This is a genomic window from Nocardia sp. NPDC055002 (genome assembly GCF_053608825.1).
In genome coordinates this window covers 150,296-175,585 of the sequence record NZ_JBSGWE010000008.1, presented here as the reverse complement: position 1 = coordinate 175,585, position 25,290 = coordinate 150,296, and the positions used below count along the sequence as shown (strand labels likewise).

Here is a 25,290-nt window from a genome sequence, read left to right as displayed (position 1 = left end):
AGTCAGGTGTCGAGCCGAATTCACCTGACGCCGAACCGATTCGGCGTCACAGCACGATGATCCGGCGGAACGTATCGACCGAGCGCCGACGGTGAGCTGGTCGCCGACATTGGAATCATCGTGCGTGGATCGCGATGATTTCCGTTGTCGCCGACGTTGGTGCGGGGATGAGCATCGGAATCGCGTTGTCCCCGTTCGTTCTCGACAACTCCGCCAATGCCGTGGACACGGCCGTCGATCTGGGCACAGTCGCCGCCGAGGTGGGGCTGAGTTCGGTGTGGTTGGGGCAGACCTTCAGCAGTGACGCGATCGTGTTGGCGGCGTTGATCGGCCGGGCGGTGCCCGGAATCGAAGTGGGGACTTCGGTCGTTCCGGTGCCGGGCAGGCATCCGCTGCTGGTGGCCGGTCAGGCGCAGACCGCGCAGGCGGCGACCGGTGGACGGTTCGTGCTCGGGTTGGGGCTCGGCGCGCGGTCGCTGTCCGAACGCGCGTTCGGTGGGCCGTTCGACCGGCCCGGTCTCCGGCTGCGTGAATTCCTCACGGCGCTGCGGTCGATTCTCGACACCGGTGCGGTGGACTTCCGCGGTGAGACGGTGACCGCCGCCAGTCCGATGCCCGCGGCGGTGGCGGGTGCCGACCCGACGGTGCCGGTGCTGGTCGCGGCCATGGGGCCGCAGGCGCTGCGAGCCACCGGCGAACTGGCCGACGGCACGTTGCCCTTCCTGGTCGGTCCCGAGGCGCTGGCCGAACATATCGTCGCGCCGCTGACCGCCGCCGCGACGGCCGCGGGCAGGCCGCATCCCCGCATCGTGGCGATGGTGCCCGGCGTCGTGACCGCCGACGTCGCCGCGGCCCGGAGCATCGCCGAGGCGAAAACCGCCTTCTACGACACGATTCCGTCGTATCAGCGCGTGGTCGCGCTGTCGGGCGCCCAGCGGGCCGCCGAACTCGTGGTGATCGGTGACGAGGAGGCGGTCGCCGCCCGCGTGACCGACTACTTCGCCGCGGGCGCCACCGATGTGGTGTTCTCCCAGACCGACCTCACCACGCCCGAGGACCAGCAGCGCACCTGGCGGTTGCTCGGTGAGCTCGATCGCGCCCGCCGATCCGGCGTCACAACCCCATCTCGGCGGCGATGATGGTGCGCAGCACTTCGCTGGTGCCACCCACGATCCGATCGATGCGGTGGTCGGCGTAGAGGCGGGCGATGGGGGAGTCCGCGAGATAGCCGACCCCGCCGTGCAATTGGAGGCAGCGGTCGATCACCCGCCCGGCCGACTCGGTGCAGAACAGCTTCGCCGAGGCCGCGTCCGCGGGGGTCAGGTCGCCGCGATCGTGGGCGGCGAGCGCGCGATCGACCACCGCCTCGATGGCGTCGACCTCGGCGCGGCAGGCAGCCAGCTCGAACGTGGTGTTCTGGAAGCTCGCCACGGAGTGGGTGAACGCGGTGCGCTCGGCGGTGAAGCGGTGCGCGAAACGCACCGCGGCCCTGGCCTGCGCGTGGGCGCCGACGGCGATGGTGAGCCGTTCCCGTGGCAGCTGTGCGGCGAGATGGTCGTCGCCACGGTGCGCGGCACCGAGCCGATCGGTCACCGGCACCCGCACATCGGTGAAGGTGAGCTGAACTATGTCGCAGACCTTTCGGCCGAGGGTGTCGAGGGCGCGCCCGACGCGGTAGCCGGGGGCGGCGCTGTCGACGACCAGCAGCGACAGGCCGTAGGTGGGGTCGTCCGCGCTCGGTGGCGCGGTACGCGCGCACACGATGACGCGGTCGGCGTGCGCGCCCCCGATGACGTAGGTCTTCGAACCGTTGAGCAGGTATTCGCTGCCGTCCAGCGACAGGGGCGCGGTGGTACGCATGTCCGACGGCTCCGAGCCGGTGCCCGGTTCGGCGACCGCGAGCGCGAACATCGTTTCGCCGGTGACGAATCCGGGCAGCCAGCGCTGCCGCTGTTCGGCGGTCGCCAGGTCGTTGATCAGGGGCAGACAGCGCGACACATGAGCGCTGGAGCCGCCGAAAGACACCGCGGCGCGCGCGATCTCCTCGGTGAGCACCGCCCGGTACCGGAACGAGTCCAGGCCGGATCCGCCGTGTTCGACGGGCACCTCCATGCCGAGGATCCCGAGTTCGCCCAGCCGGTAATAGAATTCGCGCGGCACCAGTCCGTCGTCGTACCACTTGCTGAAACTCGGCACGACCTCGGCATCGATGAACGCGCGCATCGTCGCACGGAAGGCGCGGTGCTCGGCATCGAAAACTGTTCTGCGCATGGGGAATCCTTACCGGCCGGAAACGGCCACGAGCCGGCCCGCCCGACGCGGTGATCGGGTGGGCCGGCGAGAGGGCGGTGCGTACTACTTCGGCGGCGTGGGGACCGCGGGGTCCTTGCAGTAGGCGCCGAGCTCGGCCGGGCACGGCGCGAGAATGGTCGAGAAGTACTGGTAGGCCGAGAACAGCGCCAGCGGACCGCCGACGGTGACCAGACCGATCATCGTGCCGACCGCACCGAGCGTGGCCGCGCCGAGCACGCAACCGGCCACGGTGGCGCCGACCCACGGCACCAGCAGCACGATCACCGGGCTGGCGATGGTCGCGCCCGCGGCACCGCCGACCAGGCAACCGATGCCGCCGCCGACCACCGCGCCGACGATGGCCGCCACGGCGCCACCGACGCCGAGGCGCTGGCTGAGGACGCCGAGCGCGGCCTGATCACGCGGGGTGAAGGACTCGGCGATCTGCTGCGCGGCCACGTCCTGGGTGATCAGGTTCGTCGCCGGGGCCACCGCAGTGCCGCCCTCCTTGGACGGGGTCAGCGTCGCGGTGCCGCCGTCGATGGTGGCGGCGATCGGGAACACCCTGTCGTCCATGCGGTAGGTCAGCGGCAGTGCGGCGACCGGGGTGTCGGCGCCGGTGGTGAGCACCAGCTGGCCGTCGACGACCTGCAGTTTGCCGTCGGTGGACAGCACCGCGGAGTCACCCTGCCTGCTCACCTCGTAGCGCACCTCGGTCTGTGGTGCGGGATCGGCGTTGCCGGTCCCGGTACCGACACACAGGGCGAGCGCGGTCATGGCCGCCGTGGCCAGGGTGGTTGACATCTTCATCTGTGATCCTCATCGATCGGGGGTACTTCGGACGAGCCGCGCACGCTGGGATGCACTGCGCAACGAGGGAGGGGCAGCGACTACTTGCCGGTGGTGTCGATCAGACCGCCGTCGGTCAGCGACCAGTGCTCGCCGACGAAGGTCTGGATACCGACGGCCTCGAGCGGATAACCGTCGCCCGCACCGGTTTTCATCGCGATGCCCGGCAGCATCAGGTCGGCGGAGACGTTGTCCAGCGAGCGCATCGCGTCGCGCAGGCCCTCTCGGGTCGGGCACTTCGCCGCTTCCATGGTCTTGCGGAAGCTCTCGGCCATCGTCCATCCGGCCATCGCGTGCTGGTTCTCGGGATCGGCGCCGGGGGCGTACTGAGCCAGCTTGGATCGGTAGGTCTGCATGCCCGCGTCCGTGGCCCAGCGCGGGTCGGCGGCGTCCTTGAGGAACGCCGCGGTCACCGTGCCCTGCACGTTGGGCAGCCCCACCGGGCGCAGGGTGGCCATGGTGTTGGAGACCACGGCGAGCACGTGCAACGGATTCCAGTCGGCGTTGCGCACGTCGGCGGCCAGCGCCTGCGAGGCGAACTTCGGGGTCGAGAAGTTCAGCAGCACATCGGCTCTGGAATTGGCCAGGTTGCGTACCTGGGCATCGACGGTGGGGTCGGTGACCTCGAAGCTCTGCTCGGCGATCACCTTCACCCCGCTGCCCGCGACACCCTCGGTGAATGCTGCCAGCAAGTCCTTGCCGAAGTCGTCGTTCTGGTAGAGCACCGCCACGGTCGCGTTCGGCCGCTGCGCTTTCACGTACTGCGCGTAGGCCAGCCCCTCGGTGCGGTAACTGGGCTGCCAGCCGATGGTCCAGGGGTGCTCGGTGCCGGAACCGAACTTGTTCGCCCCGGTGGCCACGAAGATCTGGGGCACCTTGCGCTGGTTGAGATAGTCCGCCACCGCCGAAGAGGTCGCGGTGCCCAGTGTTTGGAAGACCGCGAACACCTGATCCTGTTCGACGAGTCGACGGGTCTCCTCGACGGTCTTGGGCGGCTGGTAGCCGTCGTCGCGCACGATGTACTCGACCTTGCGTCCGTCGATGCCGCCCTGCTCGGCGTTGATGTAGTCGAAGTAGGCCCTGATGCCCTTGGGCACCTCGCTGTAGGCCGAGGCCGGGCCCGACAGCGGGTACGCCCCGCCGAGCTTGATGGTGCTGTCGGTGATGCCGGTGGTCTGCTGACCCTTGCAGTCGCCGAGCCCGACGGTGCCGGTCTCCTCGCCACGACCGCCACACGCGGTGAGCGTCGCGAGGAGCGCGGCTGTCAGGCCGAGGGTGCGGATTGGCTTAGTGCGCATGGGTGTTCCCTTTCCGGACACGATGTCCGAGCCATTGCGTCCACTGGGTGGCCAGGCCGGCCAAACCCTTCGGCGCGAGGTACATGACCGCGATGATCAGCAGTCCGAAGATGACGCCGGGTGCGGCCTGATTGACGTCCTGGGCGAAACTGGGCACGAACATCACGAACAGTCCGCCCAGCAGCGGGCCCCAGGTGGTGCCGAGCCCACCCACGACGAGCCCGGCCAGCAGCGTGATCGACAGCGTCAGCGCGAAGGAGTCGGGCGAGACGAAGGCGATCACCCAGGTGTAGACGCAGCCCGCGACGCCGGCCAGCAGCGCGCTCCAGGCGAAGGCGAGGGTCTTGTAGTGCGCCAGATTCACCCCGAGCACCTCGGCGGCGATCTCGTTGTCGCGCACCGCGTGCAGCGCGCGGCCCACGCGCGAGCGCAGCATTCCGGCCACCAGCACGAAGCCGATCACGGTGGTGGCCAGCGCCAGGAAGTACAGCCACTGGTCCTCCGCGAGGCCGGTCCAGGCGGGCGGCACCGGCTTGTCGACGATGAGTCCCATGGAGCCGCCGGTCACCCCGTCGAATCGCTTGAGCAGCGGCACCAGGAAGATCGCGATGGCCAGGGTGACCAGTGCCAGATACAGCCCACGCAGTCGCAGCGCCGGGACGCCGAGGGCGAAACCGAGGACGAAGGTGACGGCCGCGGCGATCGGGATGGTGGCGAAATAGGGTGTGTCCCACTGCTTCATCGCGATCGCGGCGGTGTAGGCGCCGACCGCGAAGAACGCGCCGTGGCCGAGTGAGATCTGGCCGGTGTGGCCGACCAGCAGATTCAGCCCCAGCAGGGTGACCGCGTAGATCATCGCCATCGCCAGCTGGAAAGTGTGGAAGGGCACCAGCTGGAAGGGTGCGACGCAGGCCAGCAGGAGTACCGCGGCTGTCGCGACGAGTGACCAGCGCAGCGTAGTCAGCCGACGCGGTGCCGGTTTCGTGACGGGGGCAACCGAAGTCGTTGCCGCAATGTTCACTTCGCTCATACTCGTTCCACCGCCGCGTGTCCGAACAGACCTTGCGGGCGCAGCAACAGCACGCCCAGGATGATCACCAGCGGCACACCGATCTTGAGTTCGGTGCCGATCGCGTCGACGTAAGCGCCGGTGAGGGTTTCGGCGACGCCGACGATCAGACCGCCGGCCACCGCGCCGCCGGGGGAGTCGAACCCACCCAGCGTGGCCGCCGCGAAGGCGTAGATGAGGACCCCGCCCATCATGTTGGGTTCGAGGAACAGCAGCGGCGCCGACAGCACCCCCGAGACCGACCCGACCAGCGCGGCCAGTCCCCAGCCGAGGGCGAGCACGGTACCGACCCGGATCCCGACGAGTCGGGCCGACTGCGGATTACACGCCACCGCCCGCATCGCGAGCCCGATCCTGGTGTAGCGGAACAGCAGATACAGCAGCGCCATCACCACGGCCACCACGGCCAGAATGCCGAGGCTGCCGTAGCCGACGCTGATCCCGCCACCGCGCAACGCGCCGTCGGGGAAGGGATTCGGGAACGACTTCACCTGGTACGACCAGATCCAGCCCGCGGCGGCGTTGACGGTGAAGAACAAGCCGACGGTGACGATCACCAGGGTGATCTCGGGAGCGCCCTCGACCGGCCGGATCACCACCCGTTCGATCACCATGCCCGCGGCGAACGAGATCGCCAGGGTGAGGATCAGCGCCGCCCAGAACGGCATGGTCTGGCTCAACTGCCAGGCCAGGAACGCCGAGAACATGGCCAGCTCGCCCTGGGCGAAGTTGACGATCCCGGTGAACCGGTAGATCAGCACCAGCGCCAGCGCCAGGCCCGCGTAGATCGCGCCCGCCGAGAGTCCCTCGACGAGTTGCTGGACGAACTCGGTCACGGCGCCACCTTGTATCCCAGGTAGGAGCGGATGACCTGCTCGTCGGCCTTGATCCGGGCCGCGGTGCCCGACAACACGACTCGCCCGGTCTCGAGCACATGCGCCTGATGCGCGACGCCGAGGGCTAGGTGGGCGTTCTGTTCGACGACTATCACGGTGGTGCGTTCCTCTTCGTTGATGGTGTGCACGATCCCGAACAGTTCCTGGGTCACCAGCGGTGAGAGACCGAGCGAGGGTTCGTCCAGCAGCAACAGCCGGGGACGCAGCATCAGCGCTCGGCCGATGGCCAGCATCTGCTGCTGTCCGCCGGACAGGCCGCCTGCCGCGTCGCGTCGCTTGTCGCGCAGGATCGGGAAGTAGTCGTAGACCCGGCGCAGGTCGGCGTCGACGCCGGTACGGTCGCGTCGGGGGTAGGCGCCCAAGCGCAGGTTCTCCTCGACGGTGAGCGGGGCGAAGGTGCCGCGGCCCTCGGGAACATGGGCGACGCCGCGGCGCGCCATGGACTCCGGCGCGCGACCGGACACCTCGTCGCCGTCGAGCAGCAGGCTGCCGCGAACCTTGACCATGCCGCACAGGGCGCGCAGCAGGGTGGTCTTGCCCGCGCCGTTGGGGCCGAGGATCGCGCACACGGTGCCCTGCTCGACCGAGAAACTCACGCCGTGCAGGACTTTCGCCGCGCCGTATCCGGCGTGCAGATCGGTGACCGTCAAGAATTCGCTCATGCTGTTCTCCTCGGGCATGCTCGGGCGGCCTGTGTGGTTACGCTCCGCTTCCGCCTCCGGTCGCTGACCGCTCATGCCGAAGCTCCGAGGTAGGCGCGGATGACGGCGGGATCGCGCTGCACCGCTTCGGGTTCGCCTTCGGCGATCACCTGGCCGAACTCGAGGCAGATCACCCGATCGCAGGTGCCCATCACGAAACCCATGTGGTGTTCGACGACGATCACGGTGAGGTCGAGGTCGGCTTGCAGCGCGCGCAGGCGGTCGGCGAATTCGTCGACCTCGCCGTGGCTCAGCCCGTTCACCGGCTCGTCGAGCAGCAGCAGTTGCGGCCGCACCGCCAGCGCCCTGGCCAGTTCGATGCGCTTGAGGGTGCCGAAGGGCAGGCCCGCGGCCACGTGGTCGGCGACCGCGGTGAGTTCGAGGCGCTCGAGCAGTTCGTCGGCTTCGGCGCGCAGTAGTTTTTCCTCCCGGCGGACCTTGGGCAACCGCAGTCCGGCCGACACGAAGCCCGCGCAGGCCCGGTGATGGGCGCCGACGAGGATGTTGTCGCGCACCGAAAGGCGGGGGAACAAGCCCAGGTTCTGGAAGGTGCGGGCGATGCCGAGCCCGGCGAGAGCGTCGGGACGCACCGTCGACAGATCGGTTTCGCGGTAGCGCAGGGTGCCCGACGTCGGCCGATTGCGCCGGGTCAGGCAGTTGAACAGGGTGGTCTTGCCCGCGCCGTTGGGTCCGATCAGGCCGACCATCTCGCCGGGGGCGACCGTGAACCCGACGTCCTGCAGGGCGGTGATGCCGCCGAAGCGCACCGTCAGGTTGGTTATCTCGAGCATGCGAGGAACACTAAGATCGCAGGTCGGAGCCCACATCGGACGTTATGGACCAAGAACTGGGCCGCCGCTCGTCCGCTGCGGACAGTGTGACGTGGTTGACACCATGAGCGAGCCCATGCACACTCCCCGAACATGTCAGCTGGATCACGTTTATCCGTTTCGCCCGAGTCTGCTCAGGTGGCGGCCGAGCGCAGGCGGATAGCGGGCTGCGCTTACGAACACGCCGACGAGATCGCCGACGACGTGATGGCCAAGATCCGTGCCCAGCTGCCCGGCTACGCCACCGCGGGCCCCGGTGTCCTCGACGATGTGCACGATCAGCTCGCCCGGCTCAGCCGCACCGGACTCGGCGCGCTGCTCGAACACCGACGCGTGTGCCCGGCCGACGTCGCCTACGCGCGGCAGGCGGCGGCGCGACGAGCCCGCACCGGGCTGCCGCTGGTCGATTACATCGCCGCGTTCCGCCTCGGCCAGCGCGCCATCTGGAAAACGCTGCTCGCGCACGCCGGTGATTCCGAGGCAGGGCAGGCGGCCGTGTTGTCCTTGGCGGGGCCGCTGGCCCGCTACACCGATCTGATCAGTACCCAGGCCACCGACGCGTATCTGGAATTCCAGCAGTACGTGGCCGCCGAATCCGGGCGCGACTCGCAGGCGCTGATGGACGCGCTGCTCGACGGCGCGCTGCCCGCGAGCGGTCCGCATCTGTCGGTGGCCACCGCGCACGGAATCGGCGCCGAACGCACCGCGCCGGTGGTGGTGGTCACCGCCGTGGTGCTCGATCGGGCGGAGCGAAGTGAGGATTCGTCCGAAAGGCTCGGTCAGGCACGGCAATTGGTGTCCGCCGCGGTGGCCCGGTGCACGGTCAACGGACTGCGGACACTGTCGGTGGTGCGCGGATCCGAGATCGTCGCCGTGCCCGCGCTCGGGGCCGGCGGGGCGGCCGACGGACTGTGCGAGCGACTGCGCGCGACGCAGGACGAGTTGGGCGCCGAGGGCATCACCCTGGCGATCGGGGTGAGCACCGCGGTCACCGAGGTCGCCCAGATCCCGCGTGCCTACCGGCAGGCGCAGGCCGCGCTCGAACTCCTGCCCGAAGGCGGCGGGGTACTCGCGTTACCGCAGCTCACGCCGTTCAGATATCTGCTCCTGCGCGCCGATGACACCACCCGTCAGCTGGTGGACCCCCGCATCGGGAGCGCACTGGCCGAGGACCGCGTTCGTGGCGGGACATTGGCCGAGACGATCCGCGCGTTCGCCGCCGCCGATATGAATCTGCGCGAAGCCGCCGATACCCTGCACATCCACCTCAATACGGCCAAGTACCGGCTCGGCCGGATCCAGGAACTCACCGGCCGCAATGTGCGCAGCGTGAACGACCTGGTGGAACTGCTGGTGGCCATCGAACTGGCTGCTGTTATAAACGAGGCATGAGCCTGGACCCCGCGATCGCCGCCCGCCTCAAGCGCACCGAGGACGGACTGATCGCCGCGATCGCGCAGGAAAAGGCCACCGGCGACGTGCTGATGATGGCCTGGATGGACGACGAGGCGCTGGCCCGCACGCTGGAAACCCGCAAGGCGACCTACTATTCGCGTTCGCGTCAGCAGTACTGGGTCAAGGGCGAAACCTCCGGGCACACCCAGTACGTGCACGAGGTGCGGCTGGATTGCGACGGCGACACGCTGCTGCTGATCGTCGATCAGGAGGGCGCGGCCTGCCACACCGGCACCCACACCTGCTTCGACACCGATGTACTGCTCGCCGCCGACTAGTCGCCGTCTTCGACGAGGAGCCGGTTCAGCCGGTCGGACAGGGATTCCCCGAGCACCGCGAGTTGCGCGGTCTGCTTATCGGTGAGACCGTCCAGCACGAGCCTGCGTACGGCGTCCACGTAGCCGGGGGCCGCCTCGATCACCTTCTCGAAACCGGCGTCGGTGAGCACCGCGTACACCCCGCGCCGGCCCGCGGTGGTGTCGCGGCGCACCCAGCCGATGCGTTCCAGCTTCGAGACCACATGCGAGAGTCGCGATAGCGACGCATTTGCCTTGTGGGCGAGATCACTCAGTTGCAGCCGGTGTCCCGCCTCCTCCGAGAGCAGGCTGAGCACCCGGAACTCGAAATGGGTGAGGCCGGACTCGCGCTGCAACCGGGTGTCCAGCGCGCCGGGAATCCGGGTCATGAGCGCGACGATCGCCTGCCATGCGCGTTGTTCGACGGGGTCGAGCCACTGGGTCATCGCCGGTACTGCCTCGCGGCCGGACGACGGACATGGTGGAGTGAGGCGCGCACACGACAGAGTTTGCCACGACGTCGCTGTGACGTCCGCGAGTTGGCAGTGGTCGTGAGGTCACTCACATCACCGCGAGGGTGTGTGCGAGGGTTACCGATCGCCGGTCATCGGCGGCGCAGCGGGCGCCGGTTGCTGCGCCGCGGCCTTGGCGGCCTTGTGACGGCTGAATCCACGCTTGCCCATCAGTGCGAGCACCAGCGCGAACACCACCGCCGCGAGGATGGCGCCGACCAGGCAGGCGCCGCGGAACGCGGGCGCGTCGACGTCCAGAATTCGCTGACCCGCGTGTGCGGCATTGTTGCCGCCGAGCACGATCGTCAACGTCATCAGATTCGGCAGCGAGCAGGCCAGCGCGACGATCACCGCCGCGCCCGCCATGAACTTGCCACCCTTGCGCTTCCACACCCGCACCGCGAATATCAGCAGCACCAGCGGCAGCAAGGTGAAGACGAAGCCGTAGACCAGCCCCCACCAGATGCCCGAGCTGAAACTGCCGTGCACGGTGTTGGCCAGCCGCTGTGCCCACCACCGGGGGATGAACGAGGACAGGATGAAGTAGGCGGCCACCAGCACCACCACCGTGGCGAGCGTGATGATCGCCCGGTTACGCCATACGACGGCCGTGGACTTCTGACCGCTCGACCGCACCTCGCCGGTTGTCATCTGCCCAGCGTAAGTGCGTCGGGGCCGCCGGGCGTCGATCCGCCGCCCGGCGATTCGCCGACCGGTACTACTCCGGGGTGATGCTGCGTTCGCGCAGGAAGGCCAGCGCTTCGTCGGCGTGCACGGCCGCCCGCAGCTCGCCGGTGACGATCTTGAGAATCGTGCGGTCGGTGTCGATGACGAAGGTGTGCCGCTTGACCGGGGCGAGCTTGCCGAGCAGTCCACGCTTCACGCCGAACGCGGCGGCGACCGCGCCGTCGCTGTCGGACAGCACCGGGTAGTCGAGGCGCTGCTTGGTGGCGAAACCGGCCTGCACCTCGGTGCTGTCGGTGCTGATCCCGACACACGAGGCGCCCAGCGCGGCGAACTCGCCGCTCAGATCACGGAAGTGGCAGGCCTCGGCGGTGCACACCGGGGTATTGGCGGCGGGATAGAAGAAGAGCACCACCGGGCCGTCGGCGAGCAAGCCGTCGAGCGAGCGGAGCTGGGCGAACTGATCGGGGAGCTCGAATTGCGGAGCGCGCTGGCCTGGCTGCATGCCCAGACAGTATCTACCGGCGGCCGAGTAAGGAAGATCCCCGTTCGCGGCCACGAACGGGGATCTGGGGTCCTATTGCCCGAGCAGTGCCGCGATGTCGGGATTGCGGATCTGCATCACGTCGAGGATGCCGTGCGCGCGCAACAGTGGTTCTAGCTCGCGGATGCGGTCGCTGTGCCCGGCGTACTCGTCGGGGAAATTCTTCTTGTCGAGGTCCTGGATGGCCTTGGCGTAGGTGACGAACGAATTGATCGCGCTCGTCGCCACCGTCTGCTGGCCGGGACCGTAGTGCTGCTGCGACGGAACGGCCAGCCGGCCGTCCTGTGCGCCCTGCTGCGAGGGGTACAACATTGCTCCTCTCGGAAAGGGGGTTACCGCATGCGACATGGAACGCGCGCGAGTGTAGTGATGCCGGTCACCGCCCGATTCGGCGCGGGGTCGGGTCCGCGCGCGTCGGCGACGGCACGCCTGGGATGATGGGCCCATGCAGGGCGCGTCGACACCAACCACCACGACCCGCGAACAGTTCCGGCTGCTCGCCGCCGAGCACCGGGTCGTCCCGGTGACCCGAAAGGTGCTGGCGGACTCCGAAACTCCGCTCTCGGCCTATTCCAAACTGGCCGGCGACCGGCCGGGCACCTTCCTGTTCGAATCCGCGGAGAACGGGCGCTCGTGGTCGCGCTGGTCGTTCATCGGCGCGGGCAGCCCGTCGGCGCTGACCGTCGTCGACGGTGAAGCCGCCTGGCTCGGCACGGTGCCCGTCGACGCACCCACCGGCGGTGACCCGCTGCGCGTGCTGCACGACACCCTCGAACTGCTGCGTACCGAACGGCTGCCCGGGCTGCCGCCGCTCACCGGCGGCATGGTCGGCTTCCTCGGCTACGACGCGGTGCGCCGGATCGAACGGCTGCCCGAACTCGCCACCGACGATCTGCGGCTGCCCGAACTGGTACTCATGCTGGCCACCGATCTGGCCGCGTTCGACCACCACGAAGGCGCGATCACCCTCATCGCGAACGCGGTGAACTGGGACGGCACCGACTCCCGGGTCGACGCCGCCTACGACGACGCCGTCGCCCGGCTCGACCGGATGACCGCCGCGCTGGCCACCCCCGCGCCCTCCACCGTGTCGGTCTTCGACCAGCCCGAACCGCAGTTCCTGCGCAGGCGCACCACCGAGGAATTCGGTGCGGGCGTGCGCCGCCTGATCAAGGAGATCGAGGCGGGCGAGGCATTCCAGGTGGTGCTCTCGCAGCGCTTCGAAATGGACTACACCGGGTCACCGCTGGCGGTCTACCGCATGCTGCGGGCCTCGAACCCGAGCCCGTACATGTATCTGATGCACATCCCCGACGGCGAGGGCGGCACCGCGTTCTCGATCGTCGGCTCGAGTCCTGAATCGCTGGTCACCGTGAAAGACGGGGTGGCCACGACACACCCGATCGCGGGTACCCGCTGGCGTGGGGAGAGCGCCGAGGACGACATCCTGCTCGAGAAGGACCTGCTGGCCGACGAGAAGGAGAACGCCGAGCACCTGATGCTCGTCGACCTCGGTCGCAACGATCTGGGCCGGGTCTGCCGTCCCGGCACGGTGAAGGTGACCCAGTACCGCCACGTCGAGCGGTACAGCCACGTGATGCACCTGGTCTCGACGGTGTCCGGGCTGCTCGCCGAGGGCAAGATCGCGCTGGATGCGGTGCGTGCCTGCTTCCCCGCCGGCACGTTGTCGGGCGCGCCGAAGGTGCGGGCGATGGAACTGATCGAGGAGCTGGAACCGACCCGGCGCGGCGTCTACGGCGGCGTGGTCGGCTACCTCGACTTCGCCGGCGACGCCGACACCGCCATCGCCATCCGCACCGCCCTGCTCAAGGACGGCACCGCCTACGTCCAGGCGGGCGCGGGCGTGGTCGCCGACTCCGATCCGGTCTACGAGGACACCGAGGCCCGCAACAAGGCCATGGCGGTGCTCAAGGCGATCGCGGCGGCGCAGACCCTGCGCACCTACGAAGGCGGGGACCTGTGACGGCGGACGAAGACGACACCGGTCGGTCCGTCGACGCGACGGACACCGAGGTACCGGGAGCGGGCGCGACGGCAGCCCCGGCCGCGAAGCCCATCGTTCCGGTCGTCTTGCTCGCGCTGGCGGCGGCAGGGCTGTGGGCGTCCTCGCGGATGACGTGGGTGACGGTGTACTCGGCCGACGGCCTCACCGAACCGCGCACCGACGATCTCAACGGTGGCGTGTGGTTCGGCGCGCTCACCCCGCTCGCGCTGGTGCTGGTCGCCTCGATCGCGGCGGTGTTCGCGGTCAAGGGCGTGCTGCGGCAGTTGCTCGGGGTGGTGATCTCGGTCGTGGCCGCGGCCGCCGCGGTGCCGGGCTTCGCGCTGGCCGTCGGCGCGGGCAGGACCGCCGACCGGGCGGGCACCCTGGCCGAGCTGCCGGTGCGCGCGGTGGTCAGCTCCGCCGACACACACCTGGGTCCCGCGATCCTGTCGATCGCCGCGGCGAGCCTGGCACTGGCCGCGGGCATCCTGCTCACCCGGCGCACCGGCGAACGCACCGAGGAGGTCTCCGACCGATACGACAACCCGGTGTTCCGTAAGGCCGACGCCAGCGCCGCGGTGAGCAAGCAGAACGCGGAGACCGGAACCGCGGCGCCACTGTCGGACCGGGTGCTGTGGGACGCGCTCGACGCGGGCACCGACCCGACCGATACCCCTGACACCCCCGGCGCCGACCGCGGTCCGGCCGGGGAGAACAAGTGACCGGCAGCACCCCCGCCGCAGTGACACGCGCGGCGGGCATTTATTCTTTACCAGCATCGGTGAGACAGCGCCCGAGGGGACTCTCGGGCGAGAAGTGCGTCTCCCCAGAAAGGATTCGAGCCAGATGACGGTACTCGACTCGATTCTCGACGGGGTCCGGGCGGATGTTGCCGCTCGCGAAGCCCTCCTCGATTTTCAAGCGATCAAAGCTGCTGCCGCCGCGGTCAAGGGGCCGCTGGACGCACACGCCGCGCTGCACGAGGACGGAATCGGTGTCATCGCGGAAGTGAAGCGAGCCAGCCCCTCCAAGGGCGCGCTCGCCGATATTCCCGATCCCGCCGTGCTGGCCAAGGCCTACGAAGACGGGGGCGCGCGGATCATCAGCGTGCTCACCGAGGGCCGCCGCTTCGGTGGATCGCTCGACGATCTCGACGCCGTGCGCGCCGCCGTGAACATCCCGGTGCTGCGCAAGGACTTCGTCGTCGGCCCGTACCAGATCCACGAGGCCCGTGCCCACGGCGCCGACGTGATCCTGCTGATCGTGGCCGCGCTCGAACAGGACGTGCTCGCCTCGCTGATCGACCGCACCGAATCCCTCGGCATGACCGCCCTGGTGGAGGTGCACACCGAGGAAGAGGCCGATCGCGCCCTCGAAGCCGGTGCGACGGTGATCGGCATCAACGCGCGCAACCTCAAGACCCTCGAGGTCGACCGCGATGTGTTCGCGCGGATCGCACCCGGCCTGCCCTCGGAGGTCATCCGGGTGGCCGAGTCCGGCATCCGCGGCACCGCCGACCTGCTGGCCTACGCCGGTGCGGGCGCCGATGCCGTGCTCGTCGGCGAAGGCCTGGTGACAAGCGGTAACCCGCGTTCGGCCGTGTCCGAACTGGTGACCGCCGGCACGCACCCGTCCTGCCCGAAGCCGGCCCGGCGGAGCATCCGGTGACAGTGCTTCCCCCGGCGAGCGCCGGCGTCGCCCAGCACTCCGAGTACGAACCCGACGCGGGCGGCCACTTCGGCGTCTACGGCGGACGTCACGTCCCCGAGGCGCTGATGGCCGTGATCGAAGAGGTCACCGCCGAGTACGACAAGATCCGCACCGACCGCGGCTTCCTCGACGAGCTCGACCGGCTGCAGCGCGACTACACCGGCCGTCCGTCGCCGGTGTTCGAATGCACCCGGCTGGCCGCGCACGCGGGCGGCGCGCGGATCTTCCTCAAGCGTGAGGACCTCAACCACACCGGCTCGCACAAGATCAACAATGTGCTCGGTCAGGCGTTGCTCGCCAAGCGGATGGGCAAGACGCGCGTCATCGCCGAGACCGGAGCGGGCCAGCACGGCGTCGCGACGGCCACCGCGTGCGCGCTGCTCGGCCTCGACTGCGTGGTCTACATGGGCGCGGTCGACACCGCCCGCCAGGCGCTCAACGTGGCCCGCATGCGGCTGCTCGGCGCCGAGGTGATCCCGGTGACCTCGGGTTCGCAGACGCTCAAGGACGCGATCAACGAGGCACTGCGCGACTGGGTGACCCACGCCGACGACACGTTCTACTGCTTCGGCACCGCCGCCGGTCCGCACCCGTTCCCGCTGCTGGTCCGTGATTTCCAGCGCGTGATCGGCTTGGAGGCGCGCGAGCAGATCCAGCTTCCGGCGCAAGCGGGCAGGCTGCCCGACGCCGTCGTGGCCTGCGTGGGCGGCGGTTCCAACGCCATCGGCATCTTCCACGCCTTCATCCCCGACGCGGGTGTGCGCCTCGTCGGTTTCGAGGCGGCCGGTGACGGCGTCGAAACCGGACGCCACGCCGCCACCTTCACCGGTGGCACGCCCGGGGCGTTCCAGGGCGCCTACTCGTACCTGTTGCAGGACGAAGACGGCCAGACCATCGAATCGCATTCGATCTCGGCCGGTCTCGACTACCCGGGCGTCGGCCCCGAGCACGCCCATCTCAAGGACATCGGTCGCGCCGAGTACCGGCCGATCACCGACACCGAGGCGATGGACGCGCTGCTGCTGCTCTCGCGCACCGAGGGCATCATCCCGGCGATCGAGTCCGCGCACGCGGTGGCGGGCGCGCTGAAGCTGGGCGTGGAGCTCGGCGAGGGCGCGGTCATCCTGGTCAACCTGTCCGGTCGTGGTGACAAGGACATGGACACGGCGGGACGCTGGTTCGGTCTGTTCGACGACGATGCCGAGGAGCACCAACAGTGAGTCAGCAGTCGCGTCTTGCGAACACCTTCGCTGCCGCGCGCAGCGAGGGCCGGGCCGCTCTGATCGGCTACCTGCCCGCCGGTTATCCCGATCTCGCCGGTTCCATCGCCGCGTGCCGTGCGCTCGTCGAATCCGGCTGTGACATCGTCGAAGTCGGCGTCGCCTACTCCGATCCCGTGATGGACGGCCCGGTCATCCAGGCCGCTGCCGAACAGGCGCTGCGCAGCGGGGTGCGCGTGCGCGATGTGTTCTCCGTCGTCGAGGCGATCGCCGATGCCGGTGGTCAGGCCGTGGTGATGAGTTACTGGAACCCGGTGCTCAAATACGGCGTCGACACCTTCGCCCGCGATCTCGCCGCGGCCGGTGGCGCCGGCATCATCACGCCGAACCTGATCCCCGACGAGGCCGACGACTGGTTCGTCGCCTCGGCCACGCACAACCTGGATCGCATCTTCCTTGTCGCGCCGTCGTCGACCGAAGAGCGTCTGGTCAAGACCCTCGAGGCCTCACGCGGCTTCATCTACGCGGCCTCGACCATGGGTGTGACCGGTGCCCGCGACGCGGTCTCCTCGGCCGCGCCCGCGCTGTGCTCGCGCATCCGCGCGCACTCCGACATCCCGATCGGCGTCGGCCTCGGCGTGCGCTCGGGAGCACAGGCCGCCGAGATCGCCGCGTACGCCGACGGCGTGATCGTCGGCTCGGCGCTGGTCTCGGCCGTGCCGGAAGGCCTCGACGCGGTCCGCGCACTGACCGCCGAACTGGCCGAGGGCGTGCGTTCGGCGACCGTTCGCTCCTAGCGGTTCGCACGATGGGCCCGGCCGCTGATCCGCGGCCGGGCCCATCGCTCGTCACCGGCCCGTCGTCCGCCGTCCGGGTCGCGGCAACACGCCCGTAAGGCTCTCCACTAACGTGGGCCGGGTGAACTCAGTCCTGGCCTATATTCCGAGTCCGCCCCAGGGGGTCTGGCAACTCGGACCCTTCCCGCTGCGGGCATACGCACTGTTCATCATTCTCGGCATCGTCGTCGCCATCTGGTGGGGTGAACGCCGGTGGCGCGAGCGCGGTGGTCAGCCGGGCGCCGTGCTCGATGTCGCGATGTTCGCGGTGCCGTTCGGCCTGGTCGGCGGCCGGATCTATCACGTGGCCACCGACTGGCAGAAGTACTTCGGCGAGGGCAAGCACCCCGTCGAGGCGCTCTACATCTGGCAGGGTGGCCTCGGCATCTGGGGCGCGGTGTTCTTCGGCGCCATCGGTGCCTGGATCGGCTGCCGGATGTACAAGATCCCGCTGCCCGCGCTCGGCGACGCCGTCGCGCCCGCTGTGCTGCTCGCCCAGGCCATCGGCCGGCTCGGCAACTACTTCAACCAGGAGCTGTACGGGCGCGCCACCGAGCTCCCGTGGGGCCTGGAGATCTACGAACGGTTCGACCCGGAGACCGGCGCGCGGGACATGATGAACGGGGTGTCGACCGGGCGGGTGCTCGAGGTCGTGCAGCCGACGTTCCTGTACGAGCTCGTCTGGAACGTGCTGGTCGTCATCGGTCTGGTGCTGCTCGACAAGCGCTACAAGATCGGCCACGGACGACTGTTCGCGCTCTATGTCGCGGGCTACAGCTTCGGCCGGTTCTTCGTCGAGTTGCTGCGCAGCGACGAGGCCACCCACATCCTCGGCATCAGGATCAACTCGTTCACCTCCGCACTCGTCTTCCTCGGCGCCATGGCCTACTTCGCCTTGGCCACCAAGGGCCGCGAGACGCCGGCCCAGTTGCAGCCCGACGGTGAGCCGCGCCCCTGGCCGTGGCAGTTCTCCGCGCTGCGGGCCGCCGGTGCGGCCGACAACGCCGTGACGGCGACGGACTCCGAGACCGAGGCCGTCGACGTCACCAAGAAGGCGGATTCCGCTGAGGTGGACAAGGATTCGGCACAAGCGGATGTCGTGTCCGAATCTGTCGGCGCCGCCGACGCGAAGGATGTCACCGACGCGAAGAAGTCCTGATCCAGAGAAGTTTTCGTCGAATCGGCGGGCGTCCGGCAACATTGCGGACGCCCGCCGCGATATTCCGAGGTATGGCGAGGGCCGTTCGGGGAAGCACCCGACAAGACAACGGTGGGCAGGACCGGCAACAATGACCCGTGATCGTCGCGGGCGCACCGCCGTTCGGCCGATCGCCACTGGCCGGGGGCCACGACGGGTACCCGCACGAATGATGGAGGACATGAGTGACCGACCCCTACAACCCCAATCCACAGTACGGCCCTGACCTGAGCAAGCAGCCCGACTCGGGTTCGCAGCCGCAGTACGGCCAGCCTGCCTACGGTCAGCCCTCTGATCCGTATGCCCAGCAGCCGCAGCCCGGCTACGGTCAGCCGCAGTACGGTGCGCCGCAGCCGCAGTACGGTCAGCCTGCAGACCCGTACGCTCAGCAGCCGCAGCCGGGGTACGGCGCAGCGCCGTACGGGGCCATGCCGCAGGGCTACAACCCGAACGACCCGGAAGCCCCCTACGGCCGGGACATGTACGGCGTGCCGTTCTCGGACAAGCAGAAGCTGATGGCCGGTCTGCTGCAGATCTTCCTCGGCAGCTTCGGCGTCGGTCGCTTCTACCTCGGTTACACCGGTCTCGGCATCGCCCAGATCGCGGTGACCTGGCTGACCTGCGGTCTCGGCGCCATCTGGCCGCTGATCGACGGCATCATGATGCTCACCGGCAAGGTGCCCGACGCGCAGGGTCGCCCGCTGCGCGACTGATTCCTGCCTACACGGGGATGAACGGGTGTTCTGCTACGGCGGGGCACCCGTTTCGTGTTTCCCGCCGGTATTCCGATCACGGTGAGCGTTACTCTGTGTCGGTCTGTGGCGGCGCCGTAGCGTCGCTTGGCCTGCGCGTGCCCCCTACGCGCAGCGGAGAAAGGGATGTCCGTGCGCAAATTCATTGCCGCCGCCGTACTCGCTGTGGTCGCCGCGACGGGCCTGTCGGCCTGCTCGTCCGCGTCCGACCCGAACGTGCTCAAGATCGGCACCGAGGGCACCTACGCGCCGTTCAGCTACCAGGAGGGCGGCACGCTCACCGGCTACGACGTCGAGGTCGCGCGCGCGGTCGGGGAGAAGCTCGGCAAGCAGGTGGAATTCGTGCAGACCCCGTGGGACTCGATCTTCGCCGGCCTCGAGTCCAAGCGCTTCGATCTGGTTGCCAACCAGGTCACCGTGAACCCGGAGCGCACGGCCAAGTACGCGCTGTCGCAGCCGTACACGACCTCCGAGGGCGTGATCGTCACCAAGTCCGACAACACCACCATCACCTCACTGGCGAGCCTGGCGGGCAAGACCACCGCGCAGTCGGCCACCAGCAACTGGAGCAAGGTCGCCTCGGGCGCGGGCGCGAAAGTCGAAGCGGTGGAAGGGTTCGTGCAGGCGGTGCAGCTGCTGAAGGCCGGTCGGGTCGACGCCACCGTCAACGACACCCTCGCGGTCGGGGAGTACACCAAGAAGACCGGTGACACCGGCATCAAGATCGCGGCGCAGACCGGTGAGACCAGCAAGCAGGCCTTCGCCGCCCGCAAGGACGACACCGCGCTGATCGCCGACGTCGACAAGGCGCTGGAGCAGTTGCGCGCCGACGGCACGCTGGCTCGTCTGTCGGAGAAGTACTTCGGCACCGACGTCAGCAAATAGCGGATGGATCCGGCTACCTGGGAGCTGATCCGGCACAACCTGGTGCCGATGCTGAAGGCCACGGTGACGATGACGTTGCCGCTCACGGCCATCAGCTTCGTGATCGGCCTGGCCATCGCGGTCGGTGTCGCGCTGGCGAGAATGTCGACGCGGCGGGTGCTCTCGGTGCCCGCCCGCTTCTACATCTCGATCATTCGCGGCACCCCGCTGCTGGTCCAGCTGTTCATCGTGTTCTACGCGCTGCCGCAATTCGGGATCGTCATCGATCCGTTCCCGGCGGCGGTGATCGCGTTCAGCCTCAACGTCGGCGGGTACGCCGCGGAGGTGGTGCGCTCGTCGATCATGAGCGTGGCGCACGGGCAGTGGGAGGCGGCGGAGTCGCTGGGCATGACCTATGTCCAGACGCTCTGGTACGTCGTGTTCCCGCAGGCCGCGCGGATCGCGGTGCCCCCGCTGTCGAACACCCTGATCTCCCTGGTCAAGGACACCTCCCTGGCCTCGACCATCCTGGTCACCGAATTGCTGCGCACCGCTCAGCTGGCCGCCGCGCCGACCTTCGACTTCTTCGCCCTGTACGGCGTCGCGGCGCTCTACTACTGGGTGATCTGCCTGATTCTGGGCTTCGGCCAGAGTCGTTTGGAAACAAGACTTTCCAGACACGTCGCCGTTCGGTGACCATTGATTTCGTGAACACCTGGGTAACTCATCGGGAACGCTCGGCCCCCGGTCCCGCCGAAACCGCCGGTCCGGTCGCCAGGTGACGACGACCCTCCGACCGGCCAAATTCACGCAGAGGCGGATGAGCACTAGGCTGGGGGCCGTGATGCGACGGACGAAGATTGTGTGCACCCTGGGGCCGGCCACTGCTACCCAGGATCGTATTCGTGAGCTCGTCGAAAGCGGCATGGATGTGGCCCGGCTGAACTTCAGCCACGGCGACCACGCCGACCACGCCGACAACTACAAGATGGTCCGCGCGGCCTCGGACGAGACCGGCCGCGCGGTCGGCATCCTCGCCGACCTGCAGGGCCCCAAGATCCGCCTCGGCCGCTTCGCCGACGGCAAGACCGTGTGGGCCAACGGCGAGCAGGTGCGGATCACCGTCGACGAGGTCGACGGCACCCACGACCGCGTCTCGACCACCTACAAGGAGCTCGCGCAAGACGCCAAGGCCGGTGACCGGCTGCTGGTCGACGACGGCAAGGTCGGCCTCACCGTGGAATCGGTCGAGGGCAACGACGTCGTCTGCCGGGTCACCGAAGGCGGCCCGGTGAGCAACAACAAGGGCTTGTCGCTGCCCGGCATGAACGTGTCGGTGCCCGCCCTGTCCGAAAAAGACGTTGCCGACCTCGAATTCGCCCTGGAGCTGGGCGTCGACTTCATCGCGCTGTCGTTCGTGCGGTCGCCGTCCGACATCGAACTCGTGCACGACATCATGGACCGCGTCGGCCGCCGGGTCCCGGTGATCGCCAAGCTGGAGAAGCCCGAGGCGATCGACAACCTCGAGGCGATCGTGCTGGCCTTCGACGCGGTGATGGTCGCCCGCGGCGATCTCGGCGTCGAGCTGCCCCTGGAGCAGGTGCCGCTGGTGCAGAAGCGCGCGATCCAGATGGCGCGGGAGAACGCCAAGCCGGTCATCGTCGCCACCCAGATGCTGGAATCGATGATCGAGAACTCCCGGCCCACCCGCGCGGAAGCCTCCGACGTCGCCAACGCGGTGCTCGACGGCGCCGACGCGGTGATGCTGTCGGGGGAGACCTCGGTCGGCGCGTGGCCGATCGACGCGGTGCGTACCATGGCCCGCATCGTGACCGCGGTCGAGTCCGAGACGTCGCGGGTGCCACCCCTGACCCACGTGCCGCGCACCAAGCGCGGCGTGATCTCCTACGCCGCCCGCGACATCGGCGAGCGGCTCAACGCCAAGGCGCTCGTGGCGTTCACCCAGTCCGGTGACACCGTGCGTCGTCTGGCCCGCCTGCACACCCCGCTGCCGCTGCTGGCGTTCACCCCCATGCCGGAGGTCCGCAGCCAGCTCACGCTGACCTGGGGCACCGAAACGTTCATCGTGCCCATGGTGGACACCACCGACGCGATGATCCACCAGGTGGATCAGGCGCTATTGTCGCTGGAGCGTTATCGCAAGGGTGACCTGGTGGTCATCGTTGCCGGTTCCCCTCCGGGTACCGTCGGTTCCACCAACCTGATCCACGTGCACCGCATCGGCGAAGAGGACCACTAGTAGTGAGCATTTCGATCGACATCGAGACCACACAGGGCGAGCCGACACCCGATCTGCGGGTGTTGCTCGACCTGCTCGACCTCGAGTCGATCGGCGAGGACACCTTCCTGGGTAACCACCCCGAGAAGGTGTGGAGCCGCACCTTCGGCGGGCAGCTGGTGTCGCAGGCGATCATCGCCGCCGGACGCACGGCGGGGGAGCGGCCGCTGCACGCGATCAACGCGCATTTCGTGCGCGGCGGCGATGTGAAGAAGCCGATCGAATACCACGTGCAGCGGCACCGCGACGGCCGCGCGCTCGCCAACCGGACGGTGACCGCCAGCCAGGACGGCCAGGAGCTGTTCGTGATGCTGGCCGCGTTCCAGGACTGGGGTAAGGGCCTCGAGCACGCGCACGAGGGCCCGGATGTGCCGGATCCCGAAACCCTGCCCCGGGTGGAGGAGAGCTTCGTCGGCTTCGAGGACAAGCTGGAGATGTTCATCAAGGCGCCGCACCCGATCGACATGCGCTACACCAACGATCCGTCGTGGATCCTCAAGGGCACCGGTGAGAAGCTCAACCACAACCGGGTCTGGATGCGCACCGACGGCGCGCTGCCGGATGATCAGCTGCTGCACGTGGCCGCGCTGGGCTACTCCTCCGACACCACCGTGCTCGATTCGATCATCACCACGCACGGTTTGTCGTGGGGGCTGGACCGGATTCTCGCGGCGACGGTGAACCACTCGATGTGGTTCCATCGCCCGTTCCGGTTCGACGACTGGGTGCTCTACGCCACCGAGTCACCGGTCGCGGCCGGTTCGCGTGGTCTGGCGACGGGCCGGTTCTATTCGCGCACAGGCGAATTGATCGCCACGACCGTGCAGGAAGGCGTCATCCGGCACTTCCCGGCCCGCTGAGTGCCGCGGTGTGGCCCCGCCGAGGTCACCCGGCCGGACAAACTCAACGCAGTTCGTGGTCGAGTTCGGGTGCGACGACGTCGGTGCGCTGATGGGCGCGCAAAGTGAAGGGCACACCGTGCGCGTGATGCGGTGGGGCCGCGCCGTACACGGCCAGCGCCAGCCCGCGCTCGAGGTCGGCGATGTCGGCGTCGGTGAGATCGGCCGGATCGCCGACCAGGCTCAGCGCGATCTCGTAGGTGCTCTCGCCGCTCGGCTCGAGGCCGGGATAGCTACCGCGCCACTGTGATTCGAGTTCGTGATGCGCCGGATCGCTCGCGTCGACGGGCATGGTGAACCGCCATGCGTAGACGTCGCGCTCGTGCACGTGGTCGTCGAGGACCGTCCGGACACTGGCGACGATGCGGTCGAGGATCTCCGGCGTCACATACACATGGAGCGAAACATCCGAAATGCGTTTCGGCAAGTCTGTAGTCCCGTCGTGTGTCGAAACTGCAAGGGGTAACCACCCACGTCCGCGCCGAAGTCTAATCCCTGCGCGCCGTGGCGAACAGCCCTAGCTCAGCGTCTGCGTTGCGCGGCGAGAAAGGCCGACAGTGGGGCGCCGGGTCCACTGGGCGCTATCACCAGGCCGGGCTGATCGGTGTCGCCGGACCGTTTCGTCTGCTCGTGGGGGGCGAGCGCGCCCAGCACGGGGAACAGCAATTCCGCGATTCGGTCGCCGACCTCGAGGAACGCCGCGGGCGAGAGGCCGATCGGGTCGGCGATGTTCTCGCGGCCCACATACGCCAGGTTGTTGCGCGCGTGGTGCAGTGCGGCAATGGATTTCGCACCGGTGACCTTGGCGATGCGATGGGCCTCGACGAGGGTGAAGGTGCGCGGGGCGGTACCGAAGGCCAGTTCGCCGACCTGGTCGCGTAAGGAATCGGTCATTGTCAGCACCAGATCGGCGCGATCGACCATCTCGGGCTTGAGCTTTCGGGCCTTGAAGCCGGTGGTGTCCCCGCCGAGGCCCTGGATGGTCTCGGCGGCCATCGGATCGGGCGGAAAGCCGACCAGGGCCCTGGTGCCCGCGCTCTCCGCGGTGAGGCCGGGTAGAGCGTGCTCCGTCGCGAACGCCCGGGTGAGCCGTTCGGCGATCACCGACCGGCAGACATTGGAGTTGCAGACGAAGAGCACGTGCATACCGACACCGTAATCGGGTCGATTGTCACGGAGTAGGCCGGAATTGTAACCATCACAAGCGCGGTACTACTTATTCACCTTTCGGTTGAACGCCGTACATCATTCACGATGCGCAAATCTGTTGTGTGTGACCGTGATACCCGCGAGATAGGGGGAAGAAACCTCGCGGTGATATGTGTCCGTTGTCACTCTTTTCGATCATAATAATTCGATTCGGAAATGACCGGCGGCACGGCCGGTGGGGTGCCGTGCACGCGGCCCCTGGTGGAGAACATCGGCCCACGCGCGGGGACCACCGGCGCGAACGCCGCCAGCCCCGTCGATGCCGACATGTCGTCGTAGACCGCGTCGATGCCGCCACGGCGGAAGTAGGCCTCGTGCCAGAAGCCGGTGCCGCCGGAATCGCGCAGGAATTCGCCCCACCACTGCCGGTGCGGTTCCGACCGCGTCCAGCGCTCGAGCGAATCCAGATCGCGCCAGTACTGCCGGGCGCCCCAATGCGGGGGAAACATCGACCACACGATGTCCTCGTGCAGCAGCAAACCGTCGGGCCGGTCGGCATGTGAGCGATACAACTGCGGGCCGACGCCGAGCAGCCGCAGCATCCCGCGCGGGGTGCGCACCCGCATGCCGAGCAGGATCATCACCAGGTCGGGGTACGCATTCAGGTCGACCGTAGTTCTGCGCACGCGCATGATCGCAGCCCCTTCCAAGGTGCTCTTTCGAGGTACTACGGGGCAGGTGGAGGTCCGGTTCGACCGGCGGTTCGCTTCCCGGCGCGCCGAGACGCTATAGTGACCGCGGTGCGCCGGGTTGGCGGAACTGGCAGACGCGACGGTCTCAAAAACCGTTGTCCGGAAGGACGTGTGGGTTCGAGTCCCACACTCGGCACCACGGCGGAAGCGCGGCGTACGTAGCCGCGCTCCGCGGGGGAG

28 protein-coding genes and 1 tRNA gene are annotated in these 25,290 nt (G+C 68.6%); 15 read left to right on the top strand and 14 right to left on the bottom strand.

Annotated features, from left to right (window positions below; genetic code table 11):
* Positions 1 to 167: 167 nt before the first annotated feature.
* The gene (locus ACWF99_RS28450; RefSeq protein ID WP_452537864.1) at positions 168 to 1,139 is read left to right on the top strand and encodes a TIGR03564 family F420-dependent LLM class oxidoreductase; all 972 of its coding nucleotides are present in this window, start codon (positions 168 to 170) and stop codon (positions 1,137 to 1,139) included.
* Here the strand turns inward: ACWF99_RS28450 and ACWF99_RS28445 are convergent.
* The 7 genes from ACWF99_RS28445 to ACWF99_RS28415 all read right to left on the bottom strand — a co-directional run bounded on the left by ACWF99_RS28445 (position 1,114) and on the right by ACWF99_RS28415 (position 7,896).
* Entirely contained in the window at positions 1,114 to 2,271 is a 1,158-nt protein-coding gene (locus ACWF99_RS28445) for an acyl-CoA dehydrogenase family protein (RefSeq protein WP_452537862.1), read from the bottom strand. The genes ACWF99_RS28450 and ACWF99_RS28445 overlap by 26 nt on opposite strands.
* A gap of 84 nt (positions 2,272 to 2,355) precedes the next feature.
* Entirely contained in the window at positions 2,356 to 3,102 is a 747-nt protein-coding gene (locus ACWF99_RS28440) for a hypothetical protein (RefSeq protein ID WP_452537861.1), read from the bottom strand.
* Between the two features lie 80 nt (positions 3,103 to 3,182).
* Positions 3,183 to 4,439: an ABC transporter substrate-binding protein gene (locus ACWF99_RS28435; RefSeq protein WP_378637209.1), complete on the bottom strand. Its 1,257-nt coding sequence runs from the start codon at positions 4,437 to 4,439 to the stop codon at positions 3,183 to 3,185.
* Positions 4,429 to 5,469 (bottom strand): branched-chain amino acid ABC transporter permease, encoded by a 1,041-nt coding sequence (locus ACWF99_RS28430; RefSeq protein WP_452537859.1) that lies wholly within the window; start codon positions 5,467 to 5,469, stop codon positions 4,429 to 4,431. The genes ACWF99_RS28435 and ACWF99_RS28430 overlap by 11 nt, the downstream gene beginning before the upstream one ends.
* Positions 5,466 to 6,344 (bottom strand): branched-chain amino acid ABC transporter permease, encoded by an 879-nt coding sequence (locus tag ACWF99_RS28425; RefSeq protein ID WP_378637206.1) that lies wholly within the window; start codon positions 6,342 to 6,344, stop codon positions 5,466 to 5,468. Before ACWF99_RS28425 ends, ACWF99_RS28430 begins: the two co-directional genes overlap by 4 nt.
* Positions 6,341 to 7,066: an ABC transporter ATP-binding protein gene (locus tag ACWF99_RS28420; RefSeq protein ID WP_378637204.1), complete on the bottom strand. Its 726-nt coding sequence runs from the start codon at positions 7,064 to 7,066 to the stop codon at positions 6,341 to 6,343. Before ACWF99_RS28420 ends, ACWF99_RS28425 begins: the two co-directional genes overlap by 4 nt.
* A 71-nt stretch (positions 7,067 to 7,137) precedes the next feature.
* Positions 7,138 to 7,896 (bottom strand): ABC transporter ATP-binding protein, encoded by a 759-nt coding sequence (locus tag ACWF99_RS28415; RefSeq protein WP_452537858.1) that lies wholly within the window; start codon positions 7,894 to 7,896, stop codon positions 7,138 to 7,140.
* A 177-nt stretch (positions 7,897 to 8,073) separates the two neighbouring features.
* On the opposite strand from ACWF99_RS28415, the gene ACWF99_RS28410 reads away from it, so the two are divergent.
* Positions 8,074 to 9,327, top strand: coding sequence for a PucR family transcriptional regulator (locus tag ACWF99_RS28410; RefSeq protein WP_378661108.1), 1,254 nt, complete (start codon positions 8,074 to 8,076; stop codon positions 9,325 to 9,327).
* A complete protein-coding gene (gene hisI, locus ACWF99_RS28405; protein ID WP_378637196.1) occupies positions 9,324 to 9,668 on the top strand; it encodes a phosphoribosyl-AMP cyclohydrolase in 345 nt (114 codons plus the stop codon). The genes ACWF99_RS28410 and hisI overlap by 4 nt, the downstream gene beginning before the upstream one ends.
* Here hisI and ACWF99_RS28400 read toward each other — a convergent pair.
* From ACWF99_RS28400 to ACWF99_RS28385, 4 genes are all read right to left on the bottom strand, one after another.
* On the bottom strand, positions 9,665 to 10,132 hold the full coding sequence (locus ACWF99_RS28400; protein ID WP_378637194.1) for a MarR family winged helix-turn-helix transcriptional regulator: 468 nt from the start codon (positions 10,130 to 10,132) through the stop codon (positions 9,665 to 9,667). The genes hisI and ACWF99_RS28400 overlap by 4 nt on opposite strands.
* 144 nt (positions 10,133 to 10,276) lie before the next feature.
* Entirely contained in the window at positions 10,277 to 10,849 is a 573-nt protein-coding gene (locus ACWF99_RS28395) for a permease (protein WP_378637191.1), read from the bottom strand.
* Positions 10,850 to 10,916: 67 nt separating this feature from the next.
* Complete coding sequence (locus tag ACWF99_RS28390; RefSeq protein WP_452537856.1) at positions 10,917 to 11,387, bottom strand: peroxiredoxin; 471 nt, start codon at positions 11,385 to 11,387, stop codon at positions 10,917 to 10,919.
* A 72-nt stretch (positions 11,388 to 11,459) separates the two neighbouring features.
* Complete coding sequence (locus ACWF99_RS28385; RefSeq protein ID WP_378637188.1) at positions 11,460 to 11,738, bottom strand: hypothetical protein; 279 nt, start codon at positions 11,736 to 11,738, stop codon at positions 11,460 to 11,462.
* Positions 11,739 to 11,871: 133 nt separating this feature from the next.
* On the opposite strand from ACWF99_RS28385, the gene ACWF99_RS28380 reads away from it, so the two are divergent.
* The 11 genes from ACWF99_RS28380 (at position 11,872) to ACWF99_RS28330 (ending at position 23,170) form a co-directional block, all read left to right on the top strand.
* Complete coding sequence (locus ACWF99_RS28380) at positions 11,872 to 13,410, top strand: anthranilate synthase component I (RefSeq protein WP_378637186.1); 1,539 nt, start codon at positions 11,872 to 11,874, stop codon at positions 13,408 to 13,410.
* Positions 13,407 to 14,153 (top strand): TIGR02234 family membrane protein, encoded by a 747-nt coding sequence (locus ACWF99_RS28375; protein ID WP_452537855.1) that lies wholly within the window; start codon positions 13,407 to 13,409, stop codon positions 14,151 to 14,153. Before ACWF99_RS28380 ends, ACWF99_RS28375 begins: the two co-directional genes overlap by 4 nt.
* Before the next feature lie 124 nt (positions 14,154 to 14,277).
* Positions 14,278 to 15,099, top strand: a complete 822-nt coding sequence (gene trpC / locus ACWF99_RS28370; RefSeq protein ID WP_056824640.1) for an indole-3-glycerol phosphate synthase TrpC — start codon at positions 14,278 to 14,280, stop codon at positions 15,097 to 15,099.
* Positions 15,096 to 16,361: a tryptophan synthase subunit beta gene (trpB, locus tag ACWF99_RS28365; RefSeq protein WP_378637181.1), complete on the top strand. Its 1,266-nt coding sequence runs from the start codon at positions 15,096 to 15,098 to the stop codon at positions 16,359 to 16,361. Before trpC ends, trpB begins: the two co-directional genes overlap by 4 nt.
* On the top strand, positions 16,358 to 17,158 hold the full coding sequence (gene trpA, locus ACWF99_RS28360) for a tryptophan synthase subunit alpha (protein WP_378637179.1): 801 nt from the start codon (positions 16,358 to 16,360) through the stop codon (positions 17,156 to 17,158). The genes trpB and trpA overlap by 4 nt, the downstream gene beginning before the upstream one ends.
* A gap of 121 nt (positions 17,159 to 17,279) precedes the next feature.
* Complete coding sequence (gene lgt / locus ACWF99_RS28355) at positions 17,280 to 18,356, top strand: prolipoprotein diacylglyceryl transferase (RefSeq protein WP_452537853.1); 1,077 nt, start codon at positions 17,280 to 17,282, stop codon at positions 18,354 to 18,356.
* A gap of 224 nt (positions 18,357 to 18,580) precedes the next feature.
* Entirely contained in the window at positions 18,581 to 19,108 is a 528-nt protein-coding gene (locus ACWF99_RS28350) for a TM2 domain-containing protein (protein ID WP_101463469.1), read from the top strand.
* Positions 19,109 to 19,273: 165 nt separating this feature from the next.
* Positions 19,274 to 20,032, top strand: a complete 759-nt coding sequence (locus ACWF99_RS28345; RefSeq protein WP_452537852.1) for an amino acid ABC transporter substrate-binding protein — start codon at positions 19,274 to 19,276, stop codon at positions 20,030 to 20,032.
* A 3-nt stretch (positions 20,033 to 20,035) separates the two neighbouring features.
* The gene (locus ACWF99_RS28340; protein ID WP_378637174.1) at positions 20,036 to 20,707 is read left to right on the top strand and encodes an amino acid ABC transporter permease; all 672 of its coding nucleotides are present in this window, start codon (positions 20,036 to 20,038) and stop codon (positions 20,705 to 20,707) included.
* A 145-nt stretch (positions 20,708 to 20,852) separates the two neighbouring features.
* A complete protein-coding gene (pyk, locus tag ACWF99_RS28335; protein ID WP_378995802.1) occupies positions 20,853 to 22,271 on the top strand; it encodes a pyruvate kinase in 1,419 nt (472 codons plus the stop codon).
* A gap of 2 nt (positions 22,272 to 22,273) precedes the next feature.
* Positions 22,274 to 23,170: an acyl-CoA thioesterase gene (locus ACWF99_RS28330; protein WP_378637168.1), complete on the top strand. Its 897-nt coding sequence runs from the start codon at positions 22,274 to 22,276 to the stop codon at positions 23,168 to 23,170.
* A 43-nt stretch (positions 23,171 to 23,213) separates the two neighbouring features.
* On the opposite strand, the gene ACWF99_RS28325 is transcribed toward ACWF99_RS28330, so the two are convergent.
* From ACWF99_RS28325 to ACWF99_RS28315, 3 genes are all read right to left on the bottom strand, one after another.
* Positions 23,214 to 23,597, bottom strand: a complete 384-nt coding sequence (locus ACWF99_RS28325; RefSeq protein WP_452537851.1) for a hypothetical protein — start codon at positions 23,595 to 23,597, stop codon at positions 23,214 to 23,216.
* A gap of 134 nt (positions 23,598 to 23,731) precedes the next feature.
* Positions 23,732 to 24,355, bottom strand: a complete 624-nt coding sequence (locus tag ACWF99_RS28320; protein ID WP_452537850.1) for an arsenate reductase/protein-tyrosine-phosphatase family protein — start codon at positions 24,353 to 24,355, stop codon at positions 23,732 to 23,734.
* Between the two features lie 185 nt (positions 24,356 to 24,540).
* Positions 24,541 to 25,050, bottom strand: coding sequence for a monooxygenase family protein (locus ACWF99_RS28315; RefSeq protein ID WP_452537849.1), 510 nt, complete (start codon positions 25,048 to 25,050; stop codon positions 24,541 to 24,543).
* Positions 25,051 to 25,162: 112 nt separating this feature from the next.
* Here ACWF99_RS28315 and ACWF99_RS28310 point away from each other — a divergent pair.
* Positions 25,163 to 25,249, top strand: a tRNA-Leu gene (locus tag ACWF99_RS28310).
* Positions 25,250 to 25,290: the final 41 nt, after the last annotated feature.